This is a genomic window from Geomicrobium sediminis (assembly GCF_016908595.1).
GTDB lineage: Bacteria > Bacillota > Bacilli > Bacillales > Marinococcaceae > Geomicrobium_A > Geomicrobium_A sediminis.
The window spans coordinates 103,751-130,313 of sequence record NZ_JAFBEC010000008.1; the positions used below are offsets into that span (position 1 = coordinate 103,751).

At 40.4% G+C, this 26,563-nt stretch carries 33 protein-coding genes and 1 pseudogene; 14 read left to right on the forward strand and 20 right to left on the reverse strand.

The window, feature by feature from the left end:
• Window positions 1-50 precede the first annotated feature (50 nt).
• Entirely contained in the window at window positions 51-1,091 is a 1,041-nt protein-coding gene (gene holA, locus JOD17_RS13975; protein WP_204698489.1) for a DNA polymerase III subunit delta, read from the reverse strand.
• A gap of 345 nt (window positions 1,092-1,436) precedes the next feature.
• Between holA and JOD17_RS13980 the strand changes: the two genes are divergently transcribed.
• The gene (locus JOD17_RS13980; RefSeq protein WP_042413435.1) at window positions 1,437-1,577 is read left to right on the forward strand and encodes a YqzM family protein; all 141 of its coding nucleotides are present in this window, start codon (window positions 1,437-1,439) and stop codon (window positions 1,575-1,577) included.
• 40 nt (window positions 1,578-1,617) lie between these two features.
• Here JOD17_RS13980 and JOD17_RS13985 read toward each other — a convergent pair whose 3' ends face one another.
• From JOD17_RS13985 to JOD17_RS14040, 12 genes are all read right to left on the reverse strand, one after another.
• Complete coding sequence (locus JOD17_RS13985) at window positions 1,618-3,960, reverse strand: DNA internalization-related competence protein ComEC/Rec2 (RefSeq protein ID WP_204698490.1); 2,343 nt, start codon at window positions 3,958-3,960, stop codon at window positions 1,618-1,620.
• The gene (locus JOD17_RS13990; RefSeq protein ID WP_204698491.1) at window positions 3,961-5,238 is read right to left on the reverse strand and encodes a homocysteine synthase; all 1,278 of its coding nucleotides are present in this window, start codon (window positions 5,236-5,238) and stop codon (window positions 3,961-3,963) included.
• A gap of 65 nt (window positions 5,239-5,303) precedes the next feature.
• The gene (locus JOD17_RS13995) at window positions 5,304-6,932 is read right to left on the reverse strand and encodes a glutathione ABC transporter substrate-binding protein (protein WP_204698492.1); all 1,629 of its coding nucleotides are present in this window, start codon (window positions 6,930-6,932) and stop codon (window positions 5,304-5,306) included.
• Window positions 6,933-7,020: 88 nt separating this feature from the next.
• Complete coding sequence (locus JOD17_RS14000) at window positions 7,021-7,575, reverse strand: helix-hairpin-helix domain-containing protein (protein ID WP_204698493.1); 555 nt, start codon at window positions 7,573-7,575, stop codon at window positions 7,021-7,023.
• A gap of 186 nt (window positions 7,576-7,761) precedes the next feature.
• Entirely contained in the window at window positions 7,762-8,520 is a 759-nt protein-coding gene (locus JOD17_RS14005; protein WP_204698495.1) for a methyltransferase domain-containing protein, read from the reverse strand.
• A 13-nt stretch (window positions 8,521-8,533) separates the two neighbouring features.
• Window positions 8,534-8,887 (reverse strand): ribosome silencing factor, encoded by a 354-nt coding sequence (rsfS, locus tag JOD17_RS14010; protein ID WP_042359460.1) that lies wholly within the window; start codon window positions 8,885-8,887, stop codon window positions 8,534-8,536.
• A gap of 18 nt (window positions 8,888-8,905) precedes the next feature.
• A complete protein-coding gene (gene yqeK, locus JOD17_RS14015; protein ID WP_204698497.1) occupies window positions 8,906-9,475 on the reverse strand; it encodes a bis(5'-nucleosyl)-tetraphosphatase (symmetrical) YqeK in 570 nt (189 codons plus the stop codon).
• Complete coding sequence (locus tag JOD17_RS14020; protein ID WP_204698499.1) at window positions 9,468-10,049, reverse strand: nicotinate-nucleotide adenylyltransferase; 582 nt, start codon at window positions 10,047-10,049, stop codon at window positions 9,468-9,470. The genes yqeK and JOD17_RS14020 overlap by 8 nt, the downstream gene beginning before the upstream one ends.
• Window positions 10,050-10,060: 11 nt before the next feature.
• A complete protein-coding gene (gene yhbY / locus JOD17_RS14025; protein ID WP_204698501.1) occupies window positions 10,061-10,357 on the reverse strand; it encodes a ribosome assembly RNA-binding protein YhbY in 297 nt (98 codons plus the stop codon).
• Window positions 10,341-11,186 carry a shikimate dehydrogenase gene (gene aroE / locus JOD17_RS14030; RefSeq protein WP_204698503.1) on the reverse strand — a complete coding sequence of 282 codons (846 nt, stop codon included), beginning with the start codon at window positions 11,184-11,186 and terminating at the stop codon, window positions 10,341-10,343. The genes yhbY and aroE overlap by 17 nt, the downstream gene beginning before the upstream one ends.
• A gap of 10 nt (window positions 11,187-11,196) precedes the next feature.
• Window positions 11,197-12,303 carry a ribosome biogenesis GTPase YqeH gene (gene yqeH / locus JOD17_RS14035; RefSeq protein WP_204698504.1) on the reverse strand — a complete coding sequence of 369 codons (1,107 nt, stop codon included), beginning with the start codon at window positions 12,301-12,303 and terminating at the stop codon, window positions 11,197-11,199.
• 14 nt (window positions 12,304-12,317) lie between these two features.
• Window positions 12,318-12,818, reverse strand: a complete 501-nt coding sequence (locus JOD17_RS14040) for a YqeG family HAD IIIA-type phosphatase (RefSeq protein WP_042413422.1) — start codon at window positions 12,816-12,818, stop codon at window positions 12,318-12,320.
• A 338-nt stretch (window positions 12,819-13,156) separates the two neighbouring features.
• On the opposite strand from JOD17_RS14040, the gene JOD17_RS14045 reads away from it, so the two are divergent.
• The 9 genes from JOD17_RS14045 to JOD17_RS14085 all read left to right on the forward strand — a co-directional run bounded on the left by JOD17_RS14045 (window position 13,157) and on the right by JOD17_RS14085 (window position 19,808).
• A complete protein-coding gene (locus tag JOD17_RS14045) occupies window positions 13,157-13,291 on the forward strand; it encodes a sporulation histidine kinase inhibitor Sda (protein ID WP_204698505.1) in 135 nt (44 codons plus the stop codon).
• Window positions 13,292-13,574: 283 nt separating this feature from the next.
• On the forward strand, window positions 13,575-15,986 hold the full coding sequence (locus tag JOD17_RS14050; RefSeq protein WP_204698506.1) for a Na+/H+ antiporter subunit A: 2,412 nt from the start codon (window positions 13,575-13,577) through the stop codon (window positions 15,984-15,986).
• Window positions 15,983-16,417, forward strand: coding sequence for a Na(+)/H(+) antiporter subunit B (locus tag JOD17_RS14055; protein WP_338028802.1), 435 nt, complete (start codon window positions 15,983-15,985; stop codon window positions 16,415-16,417). Before JOD17_RS14050 ends, JOD17_RS14055 begins: the two co-directional genes overlap by 4 nt.
• Window position 16,418: 1 nt before the next feature.
• Entirely contained in the window at window positions 16,419-16,757 is a 339-nt protein-coding gene (locus tag JOD17_RS14060) for a Na(+)/H(+) antiporter subunit C (RefSeq protein ID WP_042359457.1), read from the forward strand.
• Window positions 16,750-18,231, forward strand: coding sequence for a Na+/H+ antiporter subunit D (locus JOD17_RS14065; protein WP_204698507.1), 1,482 nt, complete (start codon window positions 16,750-16,752; stop codon window positions 18,229-18,231). Before JOD17_RS14060 ends, JOD17_RS14065 begins: the two co-directional genes overlap by 8 nt.
• A 5-nt stretch (window positions 18,232-18,236) precedes the next feature.
• Window positions 18,237-18,719, forward strand: a complete 483-nt coding sequence (locus tag JOD17_RS14070) for a Na+/H+ antiporter subunit E (RefSeq protein WP_204698508.1) — start codon at window positions 18,237-18,239, stop codon at window positions 18,717-18,719.
• Window positions 18,719-19,000, forward strand: coding sequence for a Na(+)/H(+) antiporter subunit F1 (locus JOD17_RS14075; RefSeq protein ID WP_204698509.1), 282 nt, complete (start codon window positions 18,719-18,721; stop codon window positions 18,998-19,000). The genes JOD17_RS14070 and JOD17_RS14075 overlap by 1 nt, the downstream gene beginning before the upstream one ends.
• A complete protein-coding gene (gene mnhG / locus JOD17_RS14080) occupies window positions 18,981-19,364 on the forward strand; it encodes a monovalent cation/H(+) antiporter subunit G (protein ID WP_169963281.1) in 384 nt (127 codons plus the stop codon). Before JOD17_RS14075 ends, mnhG begins: the two co-directional genes overlap by 20 nt.
• Window positions 19,365-19,532: 168 nt before the next feature.
• Window positions 19,533-19,808 (forward strand): HU family DNA-binding protein, encoded by a 276-nt coding sequence (locus JOD17_RS14085; RefSeq protein WP_042359455.1) that lies wholly within the window; start codon window positions 19,533-19,535, stop codon window positions 19,806-19,808.
• A gap of 60 nt (window positions 19,809-19,868) precedes the next feature.
• On the opposite strand, the pseudogene JOD17_RS14090 reads toward JOD17_RS14085, so the two are convergent.
• From JOD17_RS14090 to JOD17_RS14105, 4 genes and pseudogenes are all read right to left on the reverse strand, one after another.
• A pseudogene (locus tag JOD17_RS14090) lies at window positions 19,869-20,252 on the reverse strand (sigma-70 family RNA polymerase sigma factor); the annotation flags it as partial.
• Window positions 20,253-20,266: 14 nt separating this feature from the next.
• Window positions 20,267-21,772: a recombinase family protein gene (locus tag JOD17_RS14095; RefSeq protein WP_204698511.1), complete on the reverse strand. Its 1,506-nt coding sequence runs from the start codon at window positions 21,770-21,772 to the stop codon at window positions 20,267-20,269.
• A gap of 190 nt (window positions 21,773-21,962) precedes the next feature.
• Window positions 21,963-22,175: a hypothetical protein gene (locus JOD17_RS14100; protein ID WP_204698513.1), complete on the reverse strand. Its 213-nt coding sequence runs from the start codon at window positions 22,173-22,175 to the stop codon at window positions 21,963-21,965.
• Entirely contained in the window at window positions 22,175-22,390 is a 216-nt protein-coding gene (locus tag JOD17_RS14105; RefSeq protein ID WP_204698515.1) for a LexA family protein, read from the reverse strand. The genes JOD17_RS14100 and JOD17_RS14105 overlap by 1 nt, the downstream gene beginning before the upstream one ends.
• 125 nt (window positions 22,391-22,515) lie before the next feature.
• Between JOD17_RS14105 and JOD17_RS14110 the strand changes: the two genes are divergently transcribed.
• Entirely contained in the window at window positions 22,516-22,734 is a 219-nt protein-coding gene (locus JOD17_RS14110) for a YolD-like family protein (protein ID WP_204698516.1), read from the forward strand.
• Window positions 22,731-23,078 carry a YolD-like family protein gene (locus JOD17_RS14115; protein WP_204698517.1) on the forward strand — a complete coding sequence of 116 codons (348 nt, stop codon included), beginning with the start codon at window positions 22,731-22,733 and terminating at the stop codon, window positions 23,076-23,078. The genes JOD17_RS14110 and JOD17_RS14115 overlap by 4 nt, the downstream gene beginning before the upstream one ends.
• Window positions 23,079-23,100: 22 nt before the next feature.
• Here the strand turns inward: JOD17_RS14115 and JOD17_RS14120 are convergent, their stop codons facing one another.
• The 3 genes from JOD17_RS14120 to JOD17_RS14130 all read right to left on the reverse strand — a co-directional run bounded on the left by JOD17_RS14120 (window position 23,101) and on the right by JOD17_RS14130 (window position 25,640).
• Window positions 23,101-23,544 (reverse strand): hypothetical protein, encoded by a 444-nt coding sequence (locus JOD17_RS14120; RefSeq protein WP_204698518.1) that lies wholly within the window; start codon window positions 23,542-23,544, stop codon window positions 23,101-23,103.
• Window positions 23,545-23,782: 238 nt separating this feature from the next.
• Entirely contained in the window at window positions 23,783-24,319 is a 537-nt protein-coding gene (locus JOD17_RS14125; protein ID WP_204698519.1) for a replication-relaxation family protein, read from the reverse strand.
• 4 nt (window positions 24,320-24,323) lie between these two features.
• A complete protein-coding gene (locus tag JOD17_RS14130; protein ID WP_204698520.1) occupies window positions 24,324-25,640 on the reverse strand; it encodes an FtsK/SpoIIIE domain-containing protein in 1,317 nt (438 codons plus the stop codon).
• Between the two features lie 230 nt (window positions 25,641-25,870).
• Here JOD17_RS14130 and JOD17_RS14135 point away from each other — a divergent pair, with 230 nt between their 5' ends.
• Together JOD17_RS14135 and JOD17_RS14140 are read left to right on the forward strand one after the other, a co-directional pair.
• The gene (locus tag JOD17_RS14135) at window positions 25,871-26,080 is read left to right on the forward strand and encodes a helix-turn-helix transcriptional regulator (protein WP_204698521.1); all 210 of its coding nucleotides are present in this window, start codon (window positions 25,871-25,873) and stop codon (window positions 26,078-26,080) included.
• 1 nt (window position 26,081) lies between these two features.
• Window positions 26,082-26,447, forward strand: a complete 366-nt coding sequence (locus tag JOD17_RS14140; RefSeq protein ID WP_204698522.1) for a hypothetical protein — start codon at window positions 26,082-26,084, stop codon at window positions 26,445-26,447.
• Window positions 26,448-26,563: the final 116 nt, after the last annotated feature.

Consider the following 26,563-nt stretch of genomic DNA (forward strand, 5'->3'; position numbering starts at 1 on the left):
GAGTCGTTTTATTACTTAAAAGACCCCTGAACTTTGTTCAGAGGTCTTTTTTAAGCTTCATGTAATTGTTGACTAAGCCTCGCAATATAGGTAACCATAGCGGTCTCCTTATCAGCGTAACCGGTTTTCATCTTGTAGTCGACTTCTGCTAAAGTTGACAGCGCCTCATGAAGTGCACGAGGATTAAGCCCTGTCGTTTTCTTGCGAATCTTACCGACAACAAATGGCGGCACACCTAAACCTTGCGCCATCTTTTGTTGAGAATACCCTCGTTCTTCCATATCAATAATAAGGCTCATCATCCGTATTTGTCTTCCAATTAACGCAACGAGCTTAATCGGCTCTTCACCTTGAAAAACAAGATCTTGATACATCATAAGCGCTCGTTCTGCTTGTCCGCTTGAAATCGCATCGATTAATGTAAACACGTTATCTTCCAAACTTTTTGAGACGAGTTCATTGACGGTATCTTTCGTAATTGTCCCACCAGGACCTACGTACAATGCTAATTTCTCAATTTCGGTTTTTCTCGCTTGCAAATCTGGTGTCGTTACTTCAAGAAATAACGTAATCGCCTCATCCAAAAACGTCACGTCGTATTGCTTCGCTTGTGAATTGACGAATCGTTCAAGCTCTGTACCGGCAAGTGGTGCTGCTTGTACCACTGTTGCATGCTTTTTTAGCTTTTTTACGATTTTCTTTCGTTCATCTAGCTTTTCAGCTTCAACTGTAAAAATGACATAATCATTCTCTTGATTTTCTTTGTCCAAGTACCGCTCAAATTGGCGTAAATCATGTTCAGCACTATCTTTACGTTTCTGGCCAGTTAACAAGAAGGCATGTTTCATAACGATGACTTTTTCCGTACCGAAAAAAGATGGTGTTTCAATATCTTCTAATCCGACTTGAATGGCTGTGTCACGTAAATCATATTGTGACAAGTTAAATTCTGCATCGTCTTCACGTAACACCTGTTTGACAATCGATTGTGTAAGATCGTCAATCATATACGTTTCCATTCCATAAATAAGGTAGACACGACTTAACTTGCCTCGATTAATGTCCTTTTTTGCTTCTATGTAAGAAGTCATGATCTCACTCTTTCATGCATACACTTTGCTTATTCGTTTCATCATATCTATTGTATCACCAATTATGTATGATAAGAAATGGGAGAAGCAGTCTAGATTTCTCTACACTGCCTCAATTTATATGAACGCTTGCCAGAGAGACCTAGGAACTGTCCGGCAAACGGTAATCATGAAGAGCTTCTGCTTTTATCGTATCCTATGCCATCGTTCTTTATGGGTGACAACTCTTAACAAAAGTGAGAAATCACACTTCACATCCCTTAAAAAACTAAGGTATTTTTATGACAAGAGTAGATTTTTTTTCATGCTTGTCTTATACTTGACGATGAATGAGGAGGGTCACGAATGCATAACGATTTTGAAAAAGAAGTTCAAAGTAAACGTAACGATTTCAACGATGCGATCGTTGGAGTGGCTGTTTCCTTCGGCTTTTTCGCGACGATTTTTGTCATTGGAGTTATCATTGAGTTTGCAAGTAGAATGTAGCACGTAAGAAAGACCTTCCTATTATTAAGAAGGTCTTTTTTTAATGTACTGAACTTTTCTTCACTTCCACGCTCCACGAGTGACCATCGTGTATAAAGCGAATGGCTCCGTTTTCATGAGTACCAACAACTTGAACGTTGTGCCTTCGAAACGTTTCAACAACGTCAGGATGAGGGTGATTAAAGCGATTGTCTTCACCAGCTGTGATTACCGCTACACTTGGTTTAATGTGCTCAATAAAGGCATCTGTTGATGATGTTCGACTACCGTGATGCCCAGCCTTTAGAACATCTACTTCCAAAGTTGGGTATTCCCCTATAAGCTGTCGTTCACCTTCTTCTTCTAAGTCGCCAGTAAACAACCAGGTTAGTCCACCAATTTCAACGAATAAAACGAGCGAATGATCGTTCTTATTGTCAATCGTACCTGTTGTCTTCTTCGGTTGCAGCACCTGGAAGTTCGCATTAGATGTGGCAATTACATCCCCCCTTGCTTGCAGCTTTACAGTTGCTCCTCGCTCCAATGCACGAGTAAGTAACCGTTGTTCAACTTCCCCTTCAAGCTCTATATGAGGGTATAGGATCGTCTTAACATTGAACTGTTCTATGATTTCAAATAGACCTCCAACATGGTCATAATCAGCATGTGATGCAACGACATAATCAACTGTCTTGATTCCCCTCGCCTTTAAATAAGGAGCTACGCTTTGCCTACCTGGGTCAGGTGCAACTTTCCTCCTCTCCCAATCTTCTATTGGAATCGGTAAGTAGCCACCCGCATCAATTAACATCGTCCCTTCCCGCCTAGGAAGTTCAATAAGAATGCTATCCCCTTGTCCAACGTCAATAAACGTAATGACGGTTTCATTGCTAAAGTATGGAGAATATAGTGGATAAAGCAGACTACTTACATAACCAACCGTTACGATCACAAGTAACTTTCGCTTTCTACGTACTAGTAAAATCAGCATCACTGTCGTCAATAGAAGTAGTAAACCTACCCAAGGCATTGATGTCTCGCCAAATGCCGTCCATCCTGTAGGCCACTGTTGCACCGAGACAAAAAAATGATGAATAAACTGAAGCACATGCTCTAGTACGCGATCACCAAACATCATTAATGGCATTGAAAAAAAGGATACGAAAAACAAGCCCCACAAAACAGGCAGTAGAAACACCGATACAAACGGAACATACATAATATTGAGCACTAAACTCCATAGGGAATACGTATGGAAATAATAAACGATGATTGGAAATGAAAAGAGTTGCGTAAGAACACAAATAAAAAGTGACTGCAGAAGTTTCGTTCGAAGTTGTTGCATGTAATGTACGGAGAGAATAATTGAAAACGTTAAACTAAACGATAGCTGAAATCCAATATGAAAAAGGTAGTAAGGATTCACGATTAACATTACACAAGCCGCGAAGCTCAAATTATGAACAGAAAGCGCTCGCCAATGCATACGAATCGCTGCAAAAACGATCATGGTCATCGTGACTGCCCGTATTACCGAAGGTGCCCCTCCAGCAAGTACGGCATATACAGGTAATAATACAAGTAACATTTCAGCTGATCGCTCTTTCGTAATGCCACTTCGTTTTAGCACATAGTAAGCCATCCCACTTACGATCCCTACGTGTAGTCCAGAAATGGCGAGTAAATGTATAATACCGAGGTCTTGATACGCAGTTAGTACGTCTACGCCGATGAATGAGCGATCACCGAATAAAAGGGCGGTCATGACACCACTCACATGCTCACTAAACCGTTCATCGATCACAGAAAGCGCATAGAGTCTCCATTCATGAATACGGTCCGAACTAAAGAGATTTGCACGTTCCTCACAACTCATTTCTGTACTCGTTGTCGATAAAGTCCAGTGTATACGCTGCAAATAAAGATACTCCTCATAGTCAAACCCATGAAAGTTGCGTGAAGGACTCGGGCTTATAAGCTCTCCGGTAATATGACAGATCTCACCTACTTTTGTAGTCTTAAGTAAGTGTTGATCTTCCTCCGAATCAATTCGCAAACGCACAGCAACCCGTTCGTTCTCTTCTAGCGTTTTCACTTGAAAAGTCGCAAGGTTACCGTCCACTTGAATGAGAGAGTTCAACTCAACATGAAATTGTTGCATATCTTCATGTAATTGCGTCTCATTCCGTTCATCAAAATGAAGAGTATACATGTACATAAACAAGAAGCTACTAACTGTTGAGATAATTAATGGAGGGGTTAGCTTAGGTAAGTAGTAGAATAGTAAAAGGAGTGCACCTAGCAACAAGACAATTGCGCTTTGTGCACTCATGAAAACGAGGAGTATAGCAATAATGATCGCAATGCTACACGGAAATGTGTGGCGAAGAATTGTCGTTAACAATTACACCTCACGAAACGCTTGCTCTAGGTCCGCAATAATATCATCAGCATGTTCAATCCCAACTGATAAACGAATCAATTCAGGACTTACTCCCGCTTGCTTTTGTTCGTCTTCGGTTAGTTGCTGATGAGTTGTACTTGCTGGGTGGATAATAAGCGACTTTGCATCGCCTACATTCGCAACGTGTGAGTGTAGTTTCACTTGATTGATGAACGCTTTACCAGCTTCATGCCCACCTTTTATTCCAAACGTAAGAACAGCACCAGGACCGTAAGAGAAATACTTCTCAGCTAATGAGTAGCTTTCATGATTTGCAGAGCCCGCATAACTCACCCAATCTACGGATGGATGCTTCTCCAAATACTCTGTAACTTTCTTTGCGTTTTCAACGTGTCGTTCCATTCGTAAATGCAACGTTTCAAGGCCTTGCAACATCAAAAATGCATTTTGTGGTGAAATTGCAGGTCCCAGATCACGTAGCAGACGCACTCTCGCTCGAATAATATACGCAAGCTCTCCTACTGCCTCACTAAAGACGACACCGTGATAACTCGGGTCGGGCTCAGTAAACATCGGGAAGTTCCCATTCGTCCAATCAAAACGACCACTATCTACGATCACACCTGCAATGGACGTTCCATGACCACCGATAAACTTTGTTGCTGAGTGAACAACAATGTCTGCCCCGTGTTCAATGGGTCGGCATAAGTACGGGGTAGCAAGTGTCGCATCCACGATAAGCGGGAGGCCTGCTTCATGAGCTACGTTAGCAACGGCCTCGATGTCTAAGATTTTGCCATCTGGGTTTCCGATTAGCTCGCCATACACAGCTTTTGTTTTATCAGTGATTGCAGCTTTATATTCGTTAGGGTCATCAATGTCAACAAAGCGTACATTAATGCCCATTTCAGGCAACGTATGCTTAAATAAATTGTATGTTCCACCGTATAAAGAGCTTGATGCCACCACTTCATCGCCACTACGGCAAATGTTCAAGATGGCAAGATGAATCGCTGAACTTCCACTTGCCGTCGCTAAAGCGGCGATGCCACCTTCAAGATCGGCAATCCGATCCTCAAATACGGCTTGTGTCGGGTTCATGATCCTCGTATAGATGTTTCCGTTCTCTTGTAGTGAAAATAAGTTTGCAGCATGGTCAGCGTTGTCAAAACCGTAAGATGTCGTTTGATAGATCGGAACTGCTCTTGCACCAGTTGATTGATCAATCTCTTGACCAGAATGAATCGCCTTCGTTTCAAGCTTCCATGTTTCGCTCATTCTACTTCACTCCAATAAGTACCTTAAGGACCTAGAATGAACTAGATCCAAAAGGAAAGTTTTTATTAATACGAGCTGTCTCCAGCTTCTTCACTAATCGAAATTTGCCAGAATGGGAATTGACCGTTCGGGTAGTGAATAAAGTCATTCACAGAGTCGGCAACCCCAACTACATAGTCAGTGTGCAACGTATAGATCATTGGCGCTTCATCAGCTAGAATTTGTTGTGCTTGTTGATAGAGTTCTTGTCTAGCATCTTCATCCATCTCTTCACGAGCAGCGTCTAAAAGCTCATCAAGTTCATCGTTTTCGAAGAACGTCTGGTTTCCATTGGCACCTACGTTATCTGAGTGGAACAATGGGTGTAGTCCATTATCAGCATCTCCAGATGAAATTGACCATCCGAGAATAAACATTTCAGTATCACCACTATCAACGCGGTCTAAATACGCGCCCCACTCCATTTGCTCAATTGAAATATCAATGCCTAACTCACCAAACTGGTCTTGCGCGAGCTCTGCAATTTGAACACGCATCGGGTTTGCATCATTTGTAATTAACGTAGCAGAGAATCCATCTTCATAACCTGCCTCTGCTAGTAGTTCTGCTGCTTGCTCAGGATCATACGTAAGACCTTCAACGTCTGCACTTGCACCGTTTACGATGTCATTTAACGGATTCGTTGCAACCTGTCCATACCCTTCATATAACCCTTCAACAATTGCTTCACTATCAAGTGCCATCGAAAGCGCTTGACGAACGAGTGGATCATCAAATGGTTCTACCGACGTATTAAAGCCAATATAGTCAATCCCAAAACCTTCTTGCGTAACAACTTCAACGTTGTCTAACGATTCAATTCTACCAACATTCGCTGGTTCAATTTGTTGCATAAAATGAGCTTCGCCTTGCTCGATCATTGCCATTCTTGTTGATTGCTCAGGAACGACTTTGAGTGTGACATTATCCAAGATCGCACTATCACCCCAATAGTCTTCATAGCGGGCAAGTACAATTTCATTTCCTTGCTCCCAATTCTCAAGCTCGAAAGGACCTGTCCCTACAGGATTTACCGTAATGTTCTCATCAGCTTCGATAGAGTCTGGGCTAATAATTCCCGCAGAACCGTGGGCTAAGTGAGGGATTAACGGTGCAAAAGGCTCATCTGTTGTAATTTGTACGGTAAATTCATCAACCGCCTCTACAGATTCAACAGGTTCAAATAATGATGCACGTGGTGATGCAGTCTCAGGATCTAAAAATCGATCGAAATTTGTGACAACGGCATCTGCATTAAATTCTGCTCCATCATGGAACGTGATTCCTTCTCGTAAGTAAAATTCCCACGTCAAGTCATCAATTTGCTCATATGATTCAGCAAGGACTGGTTGAAGTTCCATATCCTCATCGAACATGATTAAATTTTCGTACAAATTAAGCGTTACGATGTGAGATGGTACATCTGTAATTTGGTGTGGGTCTAGAGTAACGGCGTCAGCGGGCATCGCCAAAACAAAGTTACCACCTTCTCCACCTGTAGCCTCTCCATCTTCTTCATCCTCTTCTGAATCTTCAGTCGAAGTAGAATCAGTTTCAGCACCTTCATTTTCTCCTTCAGTTGGATCTGAACTACATGCAACAAGTGCAATACTTGCAATAGCAAGTGGTACGAAAGATCGCTTAAACTTTTTCATATCTATATCCCCCTTCAATGCGATGTTCTGATTGTAATATAGTAAATCTCGAAAAACAATGACTATTTATGGATTCGTCAAATAATTATTACACTTCTATTAACAATTCTAGATTTGTTAACGTTTTACTTCCAAATCCAGGAACATTTGTTAATTCTTCAATCGTTTGAAACGGTCCATTTTCTTCGCGATACGAAATAATTGCAGCTGCTTTCGACGGTCCGATTCCTGGTAATGTTTGCAACTCTACTTCATTGCTTTGGTTCAGGTTTACTCGCGTTGATTCTTCAGATTGTCCTACATTTGCTTCCCAAATTTCTCCTTGTTCAAGATCATCGTCAATGTGAGGAACGTAAATAACCATTTCGTCAACAAGCTTTTGCGCATAATTAATCACAAGATCGCTTCCATTTTCCGAAAGCCCTCCGGCAATGTATATAGCATCAACTACGCGGTCATCGTGTTGTAGTTCATAGACGCCAGGTTTAGTTACTTCTCCTTTCACATCCACAAATAATGTTGTAGGCAACATCGGATCTTCTTCAGGTTCCAGCTCTTCTTTTCCCTCAATTTGTTCTAAAGATGTGAAGAGCATCTCCTCGTCATTACTTTGAACAGCCGGTTCAGATAAAGATTGCCACAACAAAACACTACCAATTATAACAATTACGCTCGGTATAGCAACAAACCATTTCCAATTCTCTTTTAAACGTTCGAATGAAATCACCTCCAGATACAAATTGTGAGTAACAGTTGGAATAAAGAATAAGGAAGGGACATACGAGGAAAAGACTGTAGTTACTTGGTAAAAGTATACTACAGCCTCATTTTATTGATCAATTTGTTTTTTAGCTATGAAAAAGATCCGCTCATCTTGATCACTTGCACGTTCATGTGTGAAGTCTTTAACGACACTAATTTCTGTAAATCCAGCTTCTTCTAACCAAGATACATATGTATCAATAGCGAAGCTCCGTTGTGTATGAAGTTCATCATAACGTTTGTATAGTCCTGATGAGGTTTCTTCAAAAAATGATAGTTCATGCTCTACAGCCCCATGAACATCTTCAATGGCGTAACTGTTCCAAATTAAACTTTGTGCAGGATCGTTATCACCATAAGAAAAACCAGGAAACTCTTCTGTCATTTTTTGAATGGAATGAACATCAAACAATAACATTCCATCGTGATTAAGATGCTCAAAAAACTTCATTAACGCCTGTTGTACGTCTTGCTCTTCAATCACGTAATTCAAAGAATCACATAAAACCGTAATGACATCATAGGTTTGTGGCAATGAGAGCTCAGTCATGTTCTGACAAGATAATTGCGGCACTTGATCCGTCTCACGACGAATCTTCGAATCAGCAATGGCTAACATGTCTTCTGACACATCTACCCCAGTCGCATCGTGACCATCACGCATTATAAGTGACATAAATGTTCCAGTGCCACAGCCAACGTCTAGAATCGACTGCGGTCCCTTTTTGTTTGTCATGTGTAATCGCTCATCGACCCACATTTTCCAACGCTCATATGGCGCTTCATTCATTAGAAAATCATAATAACTCGCACCTTCACGGTACACCGGTGACCACTCCTTATGCGAGCATTTGACTAATCTCGACTTGATCAGCTTCGCCCCATAGTTTTTCAATGTTGTAGTATAAGCGGTCTTCCTCATGGAAAATGTGCGCAACAACATCACCAAGATCAACGAGTACCCAACGACCTTCTTGATATCCTTCCATACGCTTCACTTCAGCACCAGCTTTTTCAGCCATCGATTTCACTTCATTGGCGATCGCCTGGACTTGCTTTACTGACCCTCCGTGACCAATGATAAAATAGTCGGCAAGGATGGAAATTCCTTTCATGTCCAATGCCATGAGGTTCTGTGCGTTTTTGCCGTCCGCTGCTTGGACAGCAACCTTTAACAATTCTTTATTATTCATACGTTCGTAAACGCTCCTTTACTTTGCTGTTCTCACTTGATCGTTATATGCGGATAATGTTAATGGATGAATTAATACATGCTTTGCTGACAAATGATGAATCGTGCTACGTAAGCTTTCTAAGACAGCTAAATCAAGGTCTTTTTCTGCTAATTTACGTACTTCATGCACACCAGGGAAATGACGTCCTGGCTCGATAAAATCAGCTAGGAAGATAATCTTCTCAAACAAGGACATCTTCGCTCTGCCAGTCGTATGGTAGTAGACGGCATGAAAGATTTCCTCATCCTCAATCCCAAAATCTTCCTTTAATAAATACGCAGCTACAGGACCGTGTAATAAGACACCACCGTAGCTGGAAAAATCCTCATTCGGTTCATACTGCTGTAATAGCTCTGTAAGCTCTACTCTACCGAAAGGCTTTTTATAGTCATGCACTAAGCTCGCACGTTCTAAAGAAGCTTCACATAACGTTGGTGCAAATCTAGCACCTAACTCTATTGCCGTTTCAGCGACACCAAGCGTATGTTTATATCTTTGTTCTGGTAAAACGTCTGCGACTATTTTTCGAATCTCTTCGTTATTCATAAAGGCCATGCTCCTTTACAAACACTCGAACGTTTTCTGGCAACAAGTAACGAATGCTCTGATTCAATTTAACCCGCTCGCGAATCGTTGATGATGACAAATCCAATTGAGGGATCGACACATAAATGAACGCAGGGTTCATCTTTTGTTCATGTGATAGAGGATCATTGGGTCGTTCTGCAACGATAAACGTCACGAGCTTCTTTAATTGTTCAATCTTATACCAATCTTCTAGTTGATTGACCATATCCCCGCCAATAATAAAGAAAAACGTATCATCTGGATAAGCACGTTGAAGTTTTGCAATCGTATTAATCGTGTAAGAAGGACCTGAACGTTCAAACTCAACATCACTCACAAAAAAACGCTCCTGGTCTTTAATTGCAAGCTCAGCCATCTTAAGTCGCTGTTCTTTTGTAGCCATTCCTTCATTTTTCTTGTGTGGCGGTACGTTTGTCGGCATAAACCAAATTTCATTGACTTCCGTTTGATCTAGGACTTGTTCTGCTAAGACAAGATGGCCGTAATGTGGAGGATCAAATGTACCTCCAAGAATGCCAACCTTTTTGCGCATAACGTAGCTCCTTATTGCGGTAACTGAATTTGCTTGTTCTCTTTTGAAGGTTTGTAGAGCACAATCGTATACCCAATCACTTGTACGAGTGCTGCTCCACTTCTCTCCGATACTTTCGTAGCGACAACAGATTTGTCTTCAGGGCAGTTTTGCAACACACTGACTTTAATTAATTCTCTCACTTCAAGAGCATCTTTTACTTGGTCAATAAGATTCGGATTCACTCCTGCTTTGCCGACTTGAAAGATCGGCTTCAATGCATTCGCTTCTCCGCGAAGGTATTTTAACTGCTTATTTGTTAACTTCATGTTCAATTCCCAGCTTTCTTTTTACTAAGTTTTCCATAACAGGTCGATCTGCACGTTTGCCTGTCCAATATTCATAGGCAAGTGCAGCTTGTTCAACAAACATCCCGAGTCCGTTTTGGATCGCACGTGCTTTATGTTTGTTCGTACTAAGCCAAGTCGTTATTTCAGGATTATAGATTAAATCGCTTAAATACACGCCTTCTTTAAGCTTACTCGATGCTAAGAAATCCAAGTCTTCTCCGTTTAAACCGATTGATGTTGTATTAATAACAAGATCAAACTGCTCAAGGCATTCGTTGGCTTTAGCAAACGTTAAGCTATTTACCGTTCCTACTTCAATAAAGTCACGTTGCATTTCTTCAATTTTTAAGGCTGTACGGTTTGTCACTGAAAGATTCGTAACGCCATAATCCATGAGTCCGTAAACGACCGCCCGCGAAGCACCGCCGGCTCCAACAACGAGCACATTCATCTCTTTTAGCGACTGTCCAGTCATGGAAAGGAGGGCGTTTAAATACCCTCTTGAATCGGTATTGTATCCAATCAGCTTCCCATCAACTTGTACGACGGTGTTGACCGCACCGATTCGAGCTGCTTCTTCACTCAATTCATCCAAAAAAGGCATAATCGCGATTTTATGCGGAACCGTTACATTCCATCCTCGAACCTTTAACGTCTTGAAGGCATCAACTGTTTGTTCTAACTCACTCAGGTCCACTTCATAGGCTGTATAATATGCAGCATCGTCTTGTTGTTCAAAATGGGCATTGTGTAGAAATGGCGACATGGAATGATGAATCGGTTTTCCGATTACTGCATAATTGTCCATATGATCCTCCTTAAATGATCGCTTCTCTTAAGGTAACCTTTATATTCTCAGGAGCATGAACGGTAACGACCGCTCCTTTATGGCCTACAGTCACCCAGCCGAGACCAGGGATGACGATATCTGTTTTATCGTGGGCAATCGTAAACGTCTCTGCTTTTAAAGGTGGTACTTCTTCTAATGATTCCTTAGAAGGGGGCGAAAGGATTGTTTCACCTTTATGACGTGCATACAAATCATCTGCTTGTGACAATTTCGTTCGGTGAGGCGTAAATTTCTCCGGGAAGTAACAAACGAAATGGTTCGCCTCCCCTGACACAAAATCAAACCTTGCTAAACTACCAATAAACAGTGTTTGTTCTTCTTTCAATTGGAACACAATCGGTTTAATTTCACGTTTCGGTTGTAGCAACTTCATTTCTTTTTGAGGAATAGAACGGTACATTTGATTTGGGTTAATGATGCCTGGAGTATCGTACATTTTGCTTCCGTCATCCAGTGGTAAATCAATGAACGCAAGTGTCGTACCTGGATAAATCGACGTTGTAATCAACTGATCTTCATCCCCATCAAACGCACGGATGATTTGGTTAATAAACGTTGACTTCCCTACGTTCGCACTGCCGATGATATACACATCTTTCCCATTACGAACTTGATCAATCAAAGCTGCAATGCGCATAACGTCAGCCTTTTTATTCGCACTCATCAAGTCGATCTTCTCAGGTTTATACCCTCGCTTCATCGCTTCTTTCTTGAGCCACAACTTGATTTTGTTCTCATTTACGGAATGTGGAAGCAAGTCGAATTTGTTGCCGACGATGACTAAAGGTAAATGATTAAGGTCTTTACGTTTCATCATCCAGCTACCTTCAACATCAAAGAGGTCGACAATCATCACAACTAATGCATCACTTTTTGATACATCATCTAGAAGCTTATCAAAGTCCTTGTCCGTAAGTGGAACGTCAGGCACTTCATTATAGTGGGTAAGCCGATAACAACGCTGGCACACAATAACGTCCCGTTCTAATGCTGCTTTAGGAGCGTACCCCGGCTTGTCACTGTCTTTCGTTTGAACTGGAATCCCGCATCCAGAACAGATGATTTGCTCGTTCAAAAGTAAAAACTCCTTTATTCTTTGTGTTTTTCAAGTCGCTTCATGACCATACGTTCTACTCTTCGATTCGCTTTTGTAAACCAACCGTCTGTTTTAGATACGGGGACAACGAGAATTGTATGATAGCCTCCCCGATTTCCACCAAATACATCAGTAAGCAATTGATCTCCAACGACAACGACTTGATCTTTCGTCAAATTCATTTCTTTTGTAGCACGGCGAAAAGCTCGTGTTAATGGCTTTTTTGCGGAGTGAATCCAAGAAACACCAGTCGGTTCAGAAAATGTACCGACTCGCTTTTTCTTGTTGTTCGATACAATCGTAATCTTAAAGCCTTCACTTTGTACCATTTCGATCCATTCGAGAAGCTCTGGCGTTGCATCCGCTCGATCCCATTCGACAAGCGTGTTATCAAGGTCCGTAATAACTCCTTTAATGCCTTGTTGTTTTAACTCTTCAAAATCTATGTCATAAATGCTTTCCGCAAACTGATCAGGAACCATAAAACCTAACAATAGAGCGCCTCCTCAACGTTATCACTAAACTGAAAGTATACCGCCTTTCCCTTGTTATTTCAATCTTTACCGTCTCTTTCGCTCAACTTTTAAGAAAAACTAGAATTACTTTTCGACAATTCTTGCATTCTGAAATCTGTGGATAATGTTATCCACTTATCCTCGCTAATATTTATAAGGGATAAACTACAATTTCAACAATCTACACACATGTTATCCACTCTATTATGTGGATAACCGTGAAGTTGTTCGCTTTCACGGTTCGTGATAGGATCATAATAGATTAAAAGAGAGGCAATGATGTAAGAGGAGGTGTACCCGCTCATCGCGGCTTAATTATGCGAAACCTTTCAGATGAAATGTTACTTGAAGCATATGAAAAGGCACTCTATTTAAAGCTAAGTGATGACTTTATCGCAATTATTCGTTCTGAAGTAGAACGGCGATCGCTTACACCCGCTCTTAACCATTAGTTTGAATTGAAGATAATAGGGGTATACCTTCTTGAGTAGTGCACAAGGTGCACTACTTATTTTTAATTCGAATACTTTCTACTTGTATAATGCTGGAAATACACCCATTGTAGGAAATTAGAACTAAATCCATGAAAGTGAATCGTTTTGTTCCTATTTAATGACACAGATAGAAAGCAAATGTTTACTAATGCAAGGGAGGTAGAGCATAGGTTATACTTTTTTTAAATTGGCACAAGCTAATAATTAGTTATCTTATGATGAATAAGGAGGGGCGGAGTCCATGTCGCTAACGCTTTTCGCAGTACTTCTACCATTTGTTGCAGCGATTTTCATTCCACTGCTCTACAAATGGCTACGCTCCGTTCACACGGGTTGGTTCGTATTTGTTATTCCTCTCGTGTTGTTTGGATACTTTTTAACATTCATTCCTGATGTAATGAATGGCAACTACTATTATCATTCTATTTCATGGGTCCCAACGCTCGGAATGGACTTTTCCGTTTTTATAGATGGATGGGGGCTTTTATTTGCTCTCTTAATAACCGGAATTGGCTTTTTAGTCGTCCTTTATTCCATTTACTACCTTGATAAGAAACGAGAGGCATTACATAACTTTTATGTATATCTCCTATTATTCATGGGTGCAATGCTTGGAGTTGTCTTAAGTGATAATATCCTCGTTTTATATGTCTTCTGGGAGATCACGAGTCTATCTTCAATGCTTCTCATTAGTTATTGGTATAAACGTGAAGCATCAATCGAAGGTGCACAAAAGTCCACGCTCATTACCGTTTTTGGCGGTTTTACAATGCTTGGTGGTATTGCTTTACTATCCATTATTACAGGCACACTGAGTATTCAAGAGATGATTGCCCAAGCGGATACAGCGGTTAACCATCCCTATTTCTTAGCTGCAATGATATTAATTCTCGTTGGAGCCTTTACGAAATCTGCACAGTTTCCATTTCACATTTGGTTACCTGATGCAATGGAAGCGCCAACACCTGTTAGTGCATACTTACATTCAGCCACGATGGTAAAAGCAGGAATTTACCTTGTTGCTCGATTCACACCGTTTTTCGGAGGAACAGCAGAATGGTTCTGGATTCTCTCAAGTTTCGGTCTGATTACGTTATTGTACGGTTCACTATCAGCTGTCCGTCAGAAAGACCTTAAAAGCATACTCGCCTTCTCTACGATTAGTCAGCTCGGAATGATTATGAGTTTACTAGGAATCGGGTCTGCAGCACTTTACTTTGATGTTCCTAATGAAATTTACACAGGAGCAGTATTAGCTGCCGTCTTCCACCTTTTTAATCACGCTACATTCAAAGGAAGTCTATTTATGGCTGCGGGAATCGTAGACCATGAAACAGGTACGAGAGACATCCGAAAGCTCGGTGGTCTCATGACGATTATGCCTGCGACGTTCACGATTTCTGTAATTGGTGCGGCTTCGATGGCTGGATTGCCACCATTTAACGGTTTTCTAAGCAAAGAGAAATTCTTTATGGCACTCACCGATGTGACCGAGTACAGCATTTTCTCGATTGAAAGTGCAGCCATTTGGTTCCCAATCGTCGGTTGGATCGCGAGCATTTTTACGTTCTTATATTGTGCCATTTTTGTTTTCCGCACGTTTGGTGGAAAGTTCAAACCAGACAACTTCTCGAAGCACGTTCACGAAGCACCAATCGGGATGCTTATCAGTCCAATTATTCTCGTAACCATCGTAGTGATCGTTGGGATCTTCCCAAATATCATTTCTCCAGTTTTGCTAGAACCTGCGATCGCATCGATTATGCAAGGCGTTCCTCAAGATCACCCTGCATTTAATGTCGACATTTATCATTGGCACGGATGGGAACTTGAACTGTTTATGACGATAGCAGTCGTTGTTCTAGGTTCACTGTTGTATGCCACGATGAGAAAATGGGAGAACTTCTCCATTTATCAACGAGAGCGAGATCCAGTGAATGGCCTCTATGACTATGGACTAAAAGGTCTTGTGTCAAGCTCAAAAGGCGTTACAAAGTTGCAAATGACAGGTAGATTAAAAGACTATCTATCATTTATCTCCGTCTTTTTAATTTTGCTTGTCATGTACACAATGTTTAAGTTTGATGCTTTCGGGCTCAATCTTGCAGGAATGAGTGAAATTACGGTTTACGAAGCCATTTTAGTGCTGTTCTTTATCGTATCTGTTTTAGCCATTCCATTTATTCAACAGCGTGTCGCAGCCGTTGCTGTACTAGGCTTTGTCGGCTTCTATATCGCATTGTTTTTCGTTATCTTCCGTGCTCCGGATGTTGCGATGACTCAATTGCTCGTTGAAACTGTCGTTGTCATTTTATTTATGCTTGCGTTTTACCACCTTCCTGGTCTCAGGAAAGAAAAAGACAAACCAACCTTTGCATTCCCAAGAGTAATGATCTCAGTTGCTGTTGGTATTACAGTAACTGCAGTTGCTCTCGGAGCTAATGCTTATCAGCAAGGGCACGACTTAATTCCAATTTCAAACTATCAAGTCGAAAACTCTGCAGATCTTGCCGGTGGTTACAACGTCGTTAACGTCGTTCTCGTCGACTACCGTGGTCTCGATACAGTACTTGAGTTATTAGTTCTTGGTATAGCAGCACTAGCTGTAGTAACGCTCGTAAAACTTCGAATGAAGGAGGGTGAAGATTTATGAGCATGAAATGGAAAACAAATAATTTACTTTTTATCCATATCACTCGTGTAACGGCATTTTTAATCCTTGCACTTTCCATTTATTTATTCTTTGCAGGTCATAACAATCCTGGTGGTGGCTTTATCGGAGGGTTGATGCTCGCGACGAGCATCTTACTCCTCTACCTCACCTTTGACCGACGTAAAATAAATAAAATGTTACCGATGAATTATGCCAATTGGATCGGTGCAGGTATTTTAATATCGTTGCTTACAGGACTGATCGGAACGATTGTTGGTAAACCTTATCTCACCCAGTTCTTCGACTATTTCACTTTACCTTTTTTCGGAGAATTTGAGCTTACTACTGCAGTTTTATTTGACTTTGGTATCTATTTAGGTGTCGGTGGTTCTGCTCTAATTATTATCTTGGCAATAGCGGAGGACACATAATATGGAACTACTTATGTCGATTAGCATCGGGGTTCTATTTATGGTAGGAACCTATTTGTTATTATCTAAAAGCATTATACGTGTCGTAATGGGTCTGCTACTTCTATCTCACGGAGCTCACTTGTTACTGTTGACGATGGCAGGGCTAAAACAAGGAATGCCGGCTCTCGTTGACCGTTACGACCAAGCATTTACTGATCCACTACCTCAGGCATTGATTTTGACAGCGATCGTTATTAGTTTCGGTATGACTTCGTTTTCACTTGCTATTGCCTACCGTACGTATAAATTCCATAAAACCGATAACCTTGACGAATTAAGGGGGTCAAACGATGACTAATCTCGTCCTCCTGCCACTGTTAATCCCTGTCATCATGGGTGCCGTATTGATCTTTTTCTCCAAAAATGAAAAAGCACAAAAGATCATTAGTGGAATAACGATGATTGCATTATTAATTGGCAGTATAACTTTATTTATTGCGGTTGCTGTAAACGGCACGCTCGTTATGGAGCTTGGTGACTGGCAACCACCTTACGGTATCCCCCTAGTCATCGATCGCTTAGCAGCATTTATGTTGCTCGTATCAGCAATCGTTGCAACCAGTACCTTGTTCTTTGCTTTTAAAACGATTAGCCCAATTCGATCTCGATATTTCTTCTATCCGTTTTTCTTTTTCCTGCTTACAGGGATTAACGGTTCTTTCATGACAGGTGACTTGTTCAACTTGTTCGTGTTCTTTGAAGTCATGCTCATCTCTTCTTACATTTTGATGGCGCACGGCTCAACAAACTTTCAGTTACGAGAAACATTTAAGTACTTTGTCATTAACTTGTTTGCATCGATGCTTTTTCTTGCAGGAGTCGCTTATATTTATGCAGCGACTGGAACGTTAAACTTTGCACACCTTGGTGTTCGTGTCGCAGAGCTTGGACAAGATAACATACTAAACGTAATCGCCGTTCTCTTTATTGTCGTATTCGGAATTAAAGGTGGCTTGTTCCCTCTTTACTTCTGGCTACCTCGAGCGTACACAGGGCCTCCAACAGCGATCGCAGCACTATTTGGTGGCTTGCTAACAAAAGTTGGCTTATATGCGATTATTCGTATGTTCACAGTTGTATTTAATCACGACCCTGACTTTACGCACACCGTTCTCCTCGTAATGGCTGCATTTACGATGATCCTTGGCGTTCTTGGTGCAGTTGCAAGTTATAACTATAAGAGCATTCTTGCATATCACTGCATTAGCCAGTATGGCTATATTATGATGGGCTTTAGTATCTTCTCACCAATTGCCATTGCTGGTGCGATTTATTTCATTGCACATCACAGTATCGTTAAAACCGCTCTGTTCCAATTTGCAGGTGTTACTGAAAAAATAACTGGAACTTCCGATTTGAAGAAAATGGGAGGCGTTATTTCTAGTCACCCATGGCTTGCTTGGCTGTTTTTCATAACAGCGATGTCTCTTGCTGGCATTCCACCTCTGGCCGGTTTCTTTGCAAAATACCCGCTCGTGTTAGGCGGTCTTGAGGAAGGGAACTATATTGTCGTTGCGGTTGCACTCTTTGTTGGTCTTCTCACCCTATATTCAATGATTAAGATTATGAAGTTCGTCTATTGGGGCAAAGCAAAACACGATGAAGAACGACAAAAAATATCCGTACGTAAACTCCTTTACTCCGTTGCTCCACTCGTCATTTTAACGGTTGTCATTGGCTTTGGTGCAGAACCTGTTTTACAGTTCACAACGGAAATTGCCGATGAGATTCTAGATCCAACGATTTATATCACTTCGGTGTTAGGAGAGTAGATCATATGGGATTTCAATTTCTAATTAACATTTTAATTATGTTGCTTTGGGCTTCTTTACAACAAAGTTACCATAGCTCCGATTTACTCATCGGCTTTGTAATTGGAGCGATTGCTGTATACTTTTTAAGAGGTGCACTAAACGAATCCTACTACATGAAAAAAGTTTGGGCACTCGTTAAATTAATCGGGTTGTTTATTAAAGAGCTCGTCCTTGCAAATTATGATATGGTCAAAATCGTGTTAAACCCTCGACTGAAAAAAGACGTCAAACCTGGAATTATCGCTGTGCCTACGACGCTAAAATACGACTGGGAAATCACTGTCTTATCTATGCTCGTCACGTTGACGCCAGGAACATTGACGATGGACTATTCACTCGATGCTAGAACACTCTATATTCATAGCATGCATGTGGACGATCGCCAAAAAGTTATTGATGACATTACAAATAGTTTTGAACGTGCGATCCGGGAGGTGGGCGAGTAATGTTTGAATTAGTTATGGACATCGGTCTTATTATTTTGTCCATCTCCGTTGGATTGTGCTTAATTCGTGCGTTAATCGGACCAACGACTTCAGACCGAATCGTTGCATTAGATTCGTTTGGCTTGAACTTAATCGGGCTAATCTGTATTATCATGATCCAACAAGATTCAACTGCCTATGTAGAAGTTACGATGATTATCGGAATTCTAGCATTTATCGGTTCCGTAGCTCTTGCAAAATTCTTAGAAAGAGGTGTCGTCATTGATCGAGATTCTCATTAGCATATTCATCATTGGCGGTTGCCTACTAAGCCTAATCGGTTCGCTTGGGATCATACGCCTCAAAGACATTTACGGGCGTATGCACGCAGCTACAAAAAGTGCTACACTCGGTGTAATCTTAATCATCATAGGAACATTTATTACGTTTATGGGCAGAGGAACGCTCCTTTTTTCACTATTTTTCACGATTTTATTCGTTTTTTTGACGGCACCTGTTGCCGCAATGATTATTTCAAGGTCCGCACACCGCATCGGTGTTGAGTTATGGGAGAACACACAATTCGACGAACTACACGATAGCTATCCGGAGGAACTTAAGCCAGAGCGAGACAATTCAAAGGCTGAAGAAATCTCTACGCGATAAGTATTTAGAGAGTTATCGAGCACACGATTGAAATGATTCAAACTCGGCAATACTGGTTTTAATCACTTCAATTGGCTTAAATATCCCTTGAACACTTGACATAGCAAGGTTTCATGAGTAAATTTGTAGTGTACCCGGATTAAACTGTAATGAAAGGGAGTTATTTCAATGAATAAGACTGATTTGATCAATGCTGTTGCAGAACACGCAGATCTTTCCAAAAAAGAAGCTTCAAAAGCTGTAGACGCAGTATTCGACAACATTACTGACACGCTTAAAACTGGTGACAAAGTTCAACTAGTTGGTTTCGGAAGCTTTGAAGTACGTGAGCGTGCTTCCCGTAAGGGACGCAACCCACAAACTGGTGATGAGATTGAAATCCCAGCAACTAAGAACCCTGCATTCCGTCCAGGAAAGCAACTTAAAGACGCTGTTAACGAATAGTTTACTTATAGCGTTAAAAAAGGACAGGCCGATTCGTCGGCTCTGTCCTTTTCTCTTTCTCTAGACTTGTTCTCCTTTTTGTTTCTTGTAGAACGCTTGGAAAAGCTTTAATAAGGCTCGTTTTTCAATTCGGGATACATAGCTCCGTGATATGCCTAAATCCTTCGCAATCTCCCTCTGTGTTCGTTCCTCGTCTTCTCCAAGACCAAACCTACCTATGACGACTTCTTTTTCTCGATCGGTTAATACATGTATACACTCATAAATTTGCTTTTTCTCCATTTTTAGTTGTAACGCTTCAACAACATCGGGTGCATCATCTTGAAGAATTTCAAGTAAACTTAATTCATTACCTTCTTTATCCGCTCCGATGGGTTCATTAATGGAAACATCTTTACGTACCTTTTTCAATGAACGTAAGTGCATGAGTATTTCGATCTTTATTACAGTACCTACGCTTAGAAAGTAATAATCTCTGTTCGATCCTCGTAAATAATAATTTCTCTGATTAGTTTGTTCATGATTTCTTGTTTTTCTTCAAACTTCAAGTCACCTTGTTTCTCAAAGTAAAAAGATGCCACTTCTTCAAATAAAGCTTCGTCTGCTTGATGACTCTGATACTCTTCGTTCCTTACCTCAAGATCTTCTAATTTTATTTGCAGCTCTTTTTCCTTTTGAGAATTAGCGTTTAATTGTTCTCGTATTTCTTCTGTAGATATATCTAAATCTCCACTAAAAAGTTCAAACAATCTTTTACGAGCAGATCTTAGTTTTTCAATTTCCTCATTTAATCGAGCAATGTTCTCTTCTTCAAAGTTAGGTACATTCAAATTGTCCTCTTCTGATGTAGCGCTAATCTCGCCGGGGTCATTTAAATAGGCTTCTACCCTTTGCCATACTTCAGTCTCTAGTTGATCGGCATGGATTCGCATTATTGGTCTGCATCCAGGAAACTTCGCGCCTACAGAATTTTTTAGACAAGTATACTCACGTCTATACTTGCTCCAATTCTTAGCGTATCGGCCTGTAATCGTGTTGCCACACTTACCACACCTGCAAAGTCCACTTAGCATGTATTTGCGGTTTCCTTGCTTTGTAGAGCGCCTCTTAATGGTTTGCAATTTATTCTGAGCATATTTAAACGTCTGTTCGTCTATAATTGCTGGTACTTCAATCGTAATCCAGTCTTCTTTAGGTCTTACCGAGATCATTACACGATCTTCTGCTTCACGATACTTGTTTCCAAGCATATCTTCCGTATTCCATTTATTTTGATGGTATACGCCAGTATAGGTCTCGTTGTAGAGGATTTGACGCACAACATTGCGATGCCAAATTCCCTTGCCTCGTTTAGTTGGAATGTTCATTTGGTTAAGGTATCCAGCAATAGAGTTCATACCTTTAATATGAGATGGGGGACTAACAAAAAGACTAAATATCATCTGCACTATCTTGGCTTCTTCTTCATTAACTACATACATTCCATTTTCTTTATCATAGCTGTACCCTAACATATGACCGTTTTTAACTACCTTGCCTTTTTTGGCTTTGTTAAGTCGTCCACGAGACATACGTTCATTAATTTTCTCTTTTTCAAACTCTGCGATTGCACCTCTCATTTGATAAAAAAGCATGCCCTCTGGAGTTCTTGCAAACTCACCATTCACATATTCTATAGAAGCTTTCTTCTCAATTTCTTCTGTAATGATTAATTGATGGACCAACTTCCTTGATAAACGGTCAGGATCGTAACAAATTACTTTACTAATGCTACCCTTCTTAATATCCTCTCTTAGCCTTGATAAAGCAGGTCGATCTAACACTGAACCGCTAACACCATCGTCAATGTATTCAATCGCTTCTTTTGTTTTTGCTTTCTCCTGACAGTCCCGTATCTGCCCCTCGATGCTGTACCCGTGCTTGCTCTGCTCTTCTGTGCTGACACGAATGTAAAGTGCTATCATTTGTCTTCACTCTCCGCTTTTGGTAATAGCTTTTCATAAGCGCATAACATTCACGCCTCATCTCACTCGCTGATTCGCCTTCTTTTAAAATTACACGCATATCGCCACACCTCCATTTTATAAATATGAAGGTGCAGCTTGTACTCTTGACAATTACATTTCTAATATTTAGTAAAAAAAGAGCACGCTTTTACGCATACTCTTTTTGCTTTTCTGCTGCTAAAATATTTACAACTTGCATTGTTCTTATATCTTCTCGTTTATGACACCAGACCAGTGCGGTTTTTTTATCCATCCTACGGACAGTTACTAATCGTTGACTTAATGATCCATCCTTTGCTTCATATATAATGTTCACGGGTTCTCCTGATGATAAAGAGTGTTGCAATACATAACTATTCATCACGTAACCTCCCGTTTAAGTATTTTCAGTGTTCGAGGTTTGTCGTACTCCCAAGTTACGATACCTTTCGCCTTCAAACGGCTAAACAGCGTATGTACAGCTGACACCGCCTTCACGCCAAGCAATTCTGCCAATTCACGAAACGTGGGAGCGTAACCGTTATTTTCAATATAAGTAATTGCAACTTTTAAAGCCTCTTCTTGTTTCTTAGTCATCTTCACCACTCCGTTCTATTTGATCTCATAATATACGAACATACATTCGAAATCAAGACTTTTTATCGAACTTTTGTTCGTGTATAATCGTTCATATAGAACATAATAACTATGGAGGTGCCCTTTTGAACCGTAATTGGAGTACGATTGTGAACACGATTAACATATCAAGATCACTTAACAATCAAATAAGCATCACCTATTATAACGATGGAGAACAAACGGCCATAGGAAAAATCACCAAAATCGATAACACTGACCGCCAACTAACCCTAAAGCACAGACAAGATTTTTGGGTGCTACAGTACAAATACATCATCGATGCCTCGGTGATCGCATCATGAAAGGCAACAAATTAAGTCCAGGATCAAATATGCGATGGGAGTCCATGCGGATGATTTTGCCCGAACAACGTGAAGAGTGGTTAAAGCATCAGCATGATAATAAAAAGGTCAAACAACCTTTGCTCGATGAACAACAGTGGGAAGATTTCGGAAGGGTCATCGGCGAGTGCATGGAGTACAAACACTTGATACGGTTTGAATATTGGGAAGATGGGTTTTTCTACGAGATCCTCGGTGAGTGTCACTTTATAAACGGTAATCAAAAACAATTTCATATCGTAGACACAGACGATGAAATCCACTATCTAAAATTCGAATTCATCTCAGATATAAAACCCCAGTAATAACTACTGGGGTCATGTATATTCATATTGATTCACCAATAGAAACCAGCAAATCCATAAACAACGGAGACAATTGTAGCAGTATATAGCCAATGGACGCTTGCATCAAAAGACTGTAACCACGCTCTTTCATCCCCAACATAACGAATATTCCACCTACTGTTACCATTACTCCAGCTAGAGGCAAACTTAAATTTTGTAATAAATCAATTAAGGGGTCAAAACTGTGTACAATTCTAGACTTTACACCATCCCCTAAGGCTCCTACAGGTATTGCTTCTGCAGCGTTTACCATTGAAAAAAGCCAAGGTTGCACCGCAATCCCTCCTGAAATTGCGGTTGCGGTCGTTAAGGCGACTAATTTTTCTTCTTTCTTCCTTTCTTTTCTGCTTTTATGATGATCGCCTCGCATGAATTCTTGAACAGTAAATGATTCAACTTTACGGAAGCTGTCAAAATAACTCATGATTTAATCACCCTTTTCAATGTGTTAAGTTGAATTCTCCTCTTCGATCCGTTTGGTGAATACGTTAAATATGCCTCCAACCCTACACGTCCTACTTTTTTAGCGCGGGCAACTGCTTTTTTTCGTTTTGACTGTTTCTTTTTTGATTTTGCTTTGGTAGTCCTACTCTTGTATTCAGAGTTTTTCAGTGATCGTGAGTTACTTTTGGTTTTAGGAGCTGCGCTCTTTCTCTTAGCCATCACACAACCCCCATTGCTGATAAGTCATCTGCTGTGAGGACGACGTGATTTATGCCTCGTTCAATGCACTCTTTAGATAGTGTAGATTCTCTTGACTTAAGGCTTGTGAGCCAAACCAGGTTAAATGGCTCTTCACTGTTAGAACTTAGTTCGTTGTATCGTTCGATCTTTTTAACGTTTTCTTTCATCGCTTGTCTATGGTCCACTTCAACAAAACATGCTTTTCCTTCATATTTAAAAAAGGCGTCTGCTACTACCTGCCGATCCCCGATACTTATACGAGCTTCATTCCTCCAACTAGATGGAAAACCGTACATAATGTAAAGATTATTACGCATTAAAATATGATCGATTTGATTAGTTTTCTTGACCACTTTGCTACTGTTCACACACTCTCGACCCTTTTTATTTAAATAATAGACTTTTTTATTGCCATGCTGAAATGAGTGCAGATACTCTGACATGCTACGTAACAGACGATTAGTATTAGCAATGCTCTTGGTATTATGAATTCGCATAAGCTGCTGTCCAGTCAATAAATCAAGTCTCCTCAATGACAATAGGATATTTTCGATTCTTTGTAGGTACACAGAGGTCTTGTGATGCATGATTCACATCCCCTTCTCGTGGTCTAATATTCACATGAGGTGCTATCTTCTCATTGATAACAGCGTTGCTCATAAACGGCACTTGGACGATCGTTTTCTTAGTTCGTTTATAAATGCCACGTCCCTTTATATCAGGTAATTCCTCTGCTCCACCCTCATCAATCGTTGCGATCGATGCTACCTGAGACTGTAAAACAAATGTCAGTCTCGCTCCTACGTTTTGCCGCACCTGCGATGGCAACGTCTCATTAGTCGGATATTGAGTGCCGTAAACTAAACGGTATCCAGCGCCACGTCCTAATCTTGCTATCGTTTTAATGTGTTCAAGAGCTTTAGGTGCGCTTTGTGCTAACTCGCCACCTTCATCAAGCACCACAAAATGACGCTTCTTTATGCCTGCTTCTCTTACGTCTTCATAATTATTGGCTACACAATTTGCTGTCTGACGCTTCATGTCATCGACGATCGCTGCAAGAGATTCTTTAGCATCCTCTGGATCGGTGACAATCCGTTTCACTTGTTTGCAATCTTTAAAACGAGCAAATGCTGAGCCTTCTTTTAGATCAAACAATGAAAACTCAACGTCGTCAGGGTTTTGCTCGATGAGTGTTGTAATCATGGACTTCAAATATACCGATTTCCCGTATCCACTAGCTCCCGCAACGATCAAATGCGCCACTTCTTCAAAATCATGAAAGATTACTCCTTCACGCTCCTTGCCAACGCAGACGGACCAAGTCTTTGACCTGTGTTGCTCATCATTCCAATGAAGCTCATTTGGTAGCCGTTCATCATACACTCGTACCTTCATCATCCCATCAAAATACAGAGACACCTCTTTCATAGCTTTCATGTGCCATGGGTTCATGATTCGTTTAATATCCCTTATAAAATTACAGTTAGGCCGTAGCTTTAAATAATCCTTTAGCGATACTTCTGCTTTCTTAATGTTCAAACCATCTTCAATCAGTTGTTTCCTTGATTCAATATCTTCAAATCCAATCCCCAACGGCAGCTGAAAAACATACTCGTAACCATCAGCAATTTTTCTTTTACGATGCAGCCTTATGGTCCTTTCTTTTATGCCGTCATTAATTCTGCAACCGTTGCTGTACAAGATCTGTTGTATTTTCTTACCGTCATTAATTGGTTGATTTGTACTTTTAAATTTTGTGAAACCGATGACCCCAAGTGCGACTACAGAACTTCCAATTTTCACAGACGTCAATCCAGCTAGCTCTAAAAGCAATTTCCCACCTCCCCGAAAGTATTTACATAGTAAATAGTTGGGCTTTTAAGTTTGAGTAATTATTTGCTGGATCCGTTGCTACCGTTGATTTTCAAGTATTAAGATTTTCATGATGTGCTGTCACTTATTAGATAATATTGCAGTCTGCATGTACTTTATATCTTGTCTTAATAAAAAAAATTAAAGGACATGTAATATTTCTGTCTAATATAAAATTAGGGGTGAACCGAATGGAATTTAGATGTAGATTAAAAATTATCCTGTGGGAAAAAAATATAAAACAAGGAGAGTTTGCTAAAGCAGTCGGTATTAGTCAAGCTGGTATTAGTTCATTAGTTAATAATAAATCATTACCAACATTTGAAAATGCATATAAGATATGCAAAGAATTAGGTATGGAGGTATATGAAATTTGGGAGGAAGAAAATGAGGAGTTATAAAATGAAGACAACCGTCAAAGCAAAAAAGGTTAGCTTGAAAACGTCCAATGAAATTGAAACCTTTGGTATTTTAAGTCATGGTAATAACCGTATTTTGAAAACAAACAAACGCATGATCAATCTTATAGGAGAAATGAGAGCCTCTTTCTTGGATATAAATCAATACGGCCTCGAAAATTGTATAATGGCATATGGAGAAGAAATTGTAAGTGGCACATATTATTTAGAATTAGAGGATAAAAACATTTATGGGAATGTTTTATTTTTTGGTAAGTCAAATCAATTTTTAACCGATTTTCCAATTGAAGCTATAGAGGACTTAAATAGATTTATAAACAACCATATCAAAATGCAAAAAGACGAATAAAAACCCCCACCTTTCTGAGAGGATGGGGGACGGTACAGAGAGAACAATGCTCAAATCTATTCTTCCTAGTTAAATATACTGATAATTCTATTTTTAGTCAATCTGAAAATATAAAA

Bases quoted from the DNA above. Each gene is read 5' to 3' on its own strand.
- holA (WP_204698489.1), bottom strand. From the start codon at position 1,091: ATGACTTCTTACATAGAAGCAAAAAAGGACATTAATCGAGGCAAGTTA.
- JOD17_RS13980 (WP_042413435.1), top strand. From the start codon at position 1,437: ATGCATAACGATTTTGAAAAAGAAGTTCAAAGTAAACGTAACGATTTC.
- JOD17_RS13990 (WP_204698491.1), bottom strand. From the start codon at position 5,238: ATGAGCGAAACATGGAAGCTTGAAACGAAGGCGATTCATTCTGGTCAA.
- JOD17_RS13995 (WP_204698492.1), bottom strand. From the start codon at position 6,932: ATGAAAAAGTTTAAGCGATCTTTCGTACCACTTGCTATTGCAAGTATT.
- rsfS (WP_042359460.1), bottom strand. From the start codon at position 8,887: ATGAATAATAAAGAATTGTTAAAGGTTGCTGTCCAAGCAGCGGACGGC.
- yqeK (WP_204698497.1), bottom strand. From the start codon at position 9,475: ATGAATAACGAAGAGATTCGAAAAATAGTCGCAGACGTTTTACCAGAA.
- JOD17_RS14020 (WP_204698499.1), bottom strand. From the start codon at position 10,049: ATGCGCAAAAAGGTTGGCATTCTTGGAGGTACATTTGATCCTCCACAT.
- yhbY (WP_204698501.1), bottom strand. From the start codon at position 10,357: ATGAAGTTAACAAATAAGCAGTTAAAATACCTTCGCGGAGAAGCGAAT.
- aroE (WP_204698503.1), bottom strand. From the start codon at position 11,186: ATGGACAATTATGCAGTAATCGGAAAACCGATTCATCATTCCATGTCG.
- JOD17_RS14045 (WP_204698505.1), top strand. From the start codon at position 13,157: ATGCGAAACCTTTCAGATGAAATGTTACTTGAAGCATATGAAAAGGCA.
- JOD17_RS14050 (WP_204698506.1), top strand. From the start codon at position 13,575: ATGTCGCTAACGCTTTTCGCAGTACTTCTACCATTTGTTGCAGCGATT.
- JOD17_RS14055 (WP_338028802.1), top strand. From the start codon at position 15,983: ATGAGCATGAAATGGAAAACAAATAATTTACTTTTTATCCATATCACT.
- JOD17_RS14060 (WP_042359457.1), top strand. From the start codon at position 16,419: ATGGAACTACTTATGTCGATTAGCATCGGGGTTCTATTTATGGTAGGA.
- JOD17_RS14065 (WP_204698507.1), top strand. From the start codon at position 16,750: ATGACTAATCTCGTCCTCCTGCCACTGTTAATCCCTGTCATCATGGGT.
- JOD17_RS14070 (WP_204698508.1), top strand. From the start codon at position 18,237: ATGGGATTTCAATTTCTAATTAACATTTTAATTATGTTGCTTTGGGCT.
- JOD17_RS14075 (WP_204698509.1), top strand. From the start codon at position 18,719: ATGTTTGAATTAGTTATGGACATCGGTCTTATTATTTTGTCCATCTCC.
- JOD17_RS14085 (WP_042359455.1), top strand. From the start codon at position 19,533: ATGAATAAGACTGATTTGATCAATGCTGTTGCAGAACACGCAGATCTT.
- JOD17_RS14095 (WP_204698511.1), bottom strand. From the start codon at position 21,772: ATGATAGCACTTTACATTCGTGTCAGCACAGAAGAGCAGAGCAAGCAC.
- JOD17_RS14100 (WP_204698513.1), bottom strand. From the start codon at position 22,175: ATGAATAGTTATGTATTGCAACACTCTTTATCATCAGGAGAACCCGTG.
- JOD17_RS14105 (WP_204698515.1), bottom strand. From the start codon at position 22,390: ATGACTAAGAAACAAGAAGAGGCTTTAAAAGTTGCAATTACTTATATT.
- JOD17_RS14115 (WP_204698517.1), top strand. From the start codon at position 22,731: ATGAAAGGCAACAAATTAAGTCCAGGATCAAATATGCGATGGGAGTCC.
- JOD17_RS14120 (WP_204698518.1), bottom strand. From the start codon at position 23,544: ATGAGTTATTTTGACAGCTTCCGTAAAGTTGAATCATTTACTGTTCAA.
- JOD17_RS14135 (WP_204698521.1), top strand. From the start codon at position 25,871: ATGGAATTTAGATGTAGATTAAAAATTATCCTGTGGGAAAAAAATATA.
- JOD17_RS14140 (WP_204698522.1), top strand. From the start codon at position 26,082: ATGAAGACAACCGTCAAAGCAAAAAAGGTTAGCTTGAAAACGTCCAAT.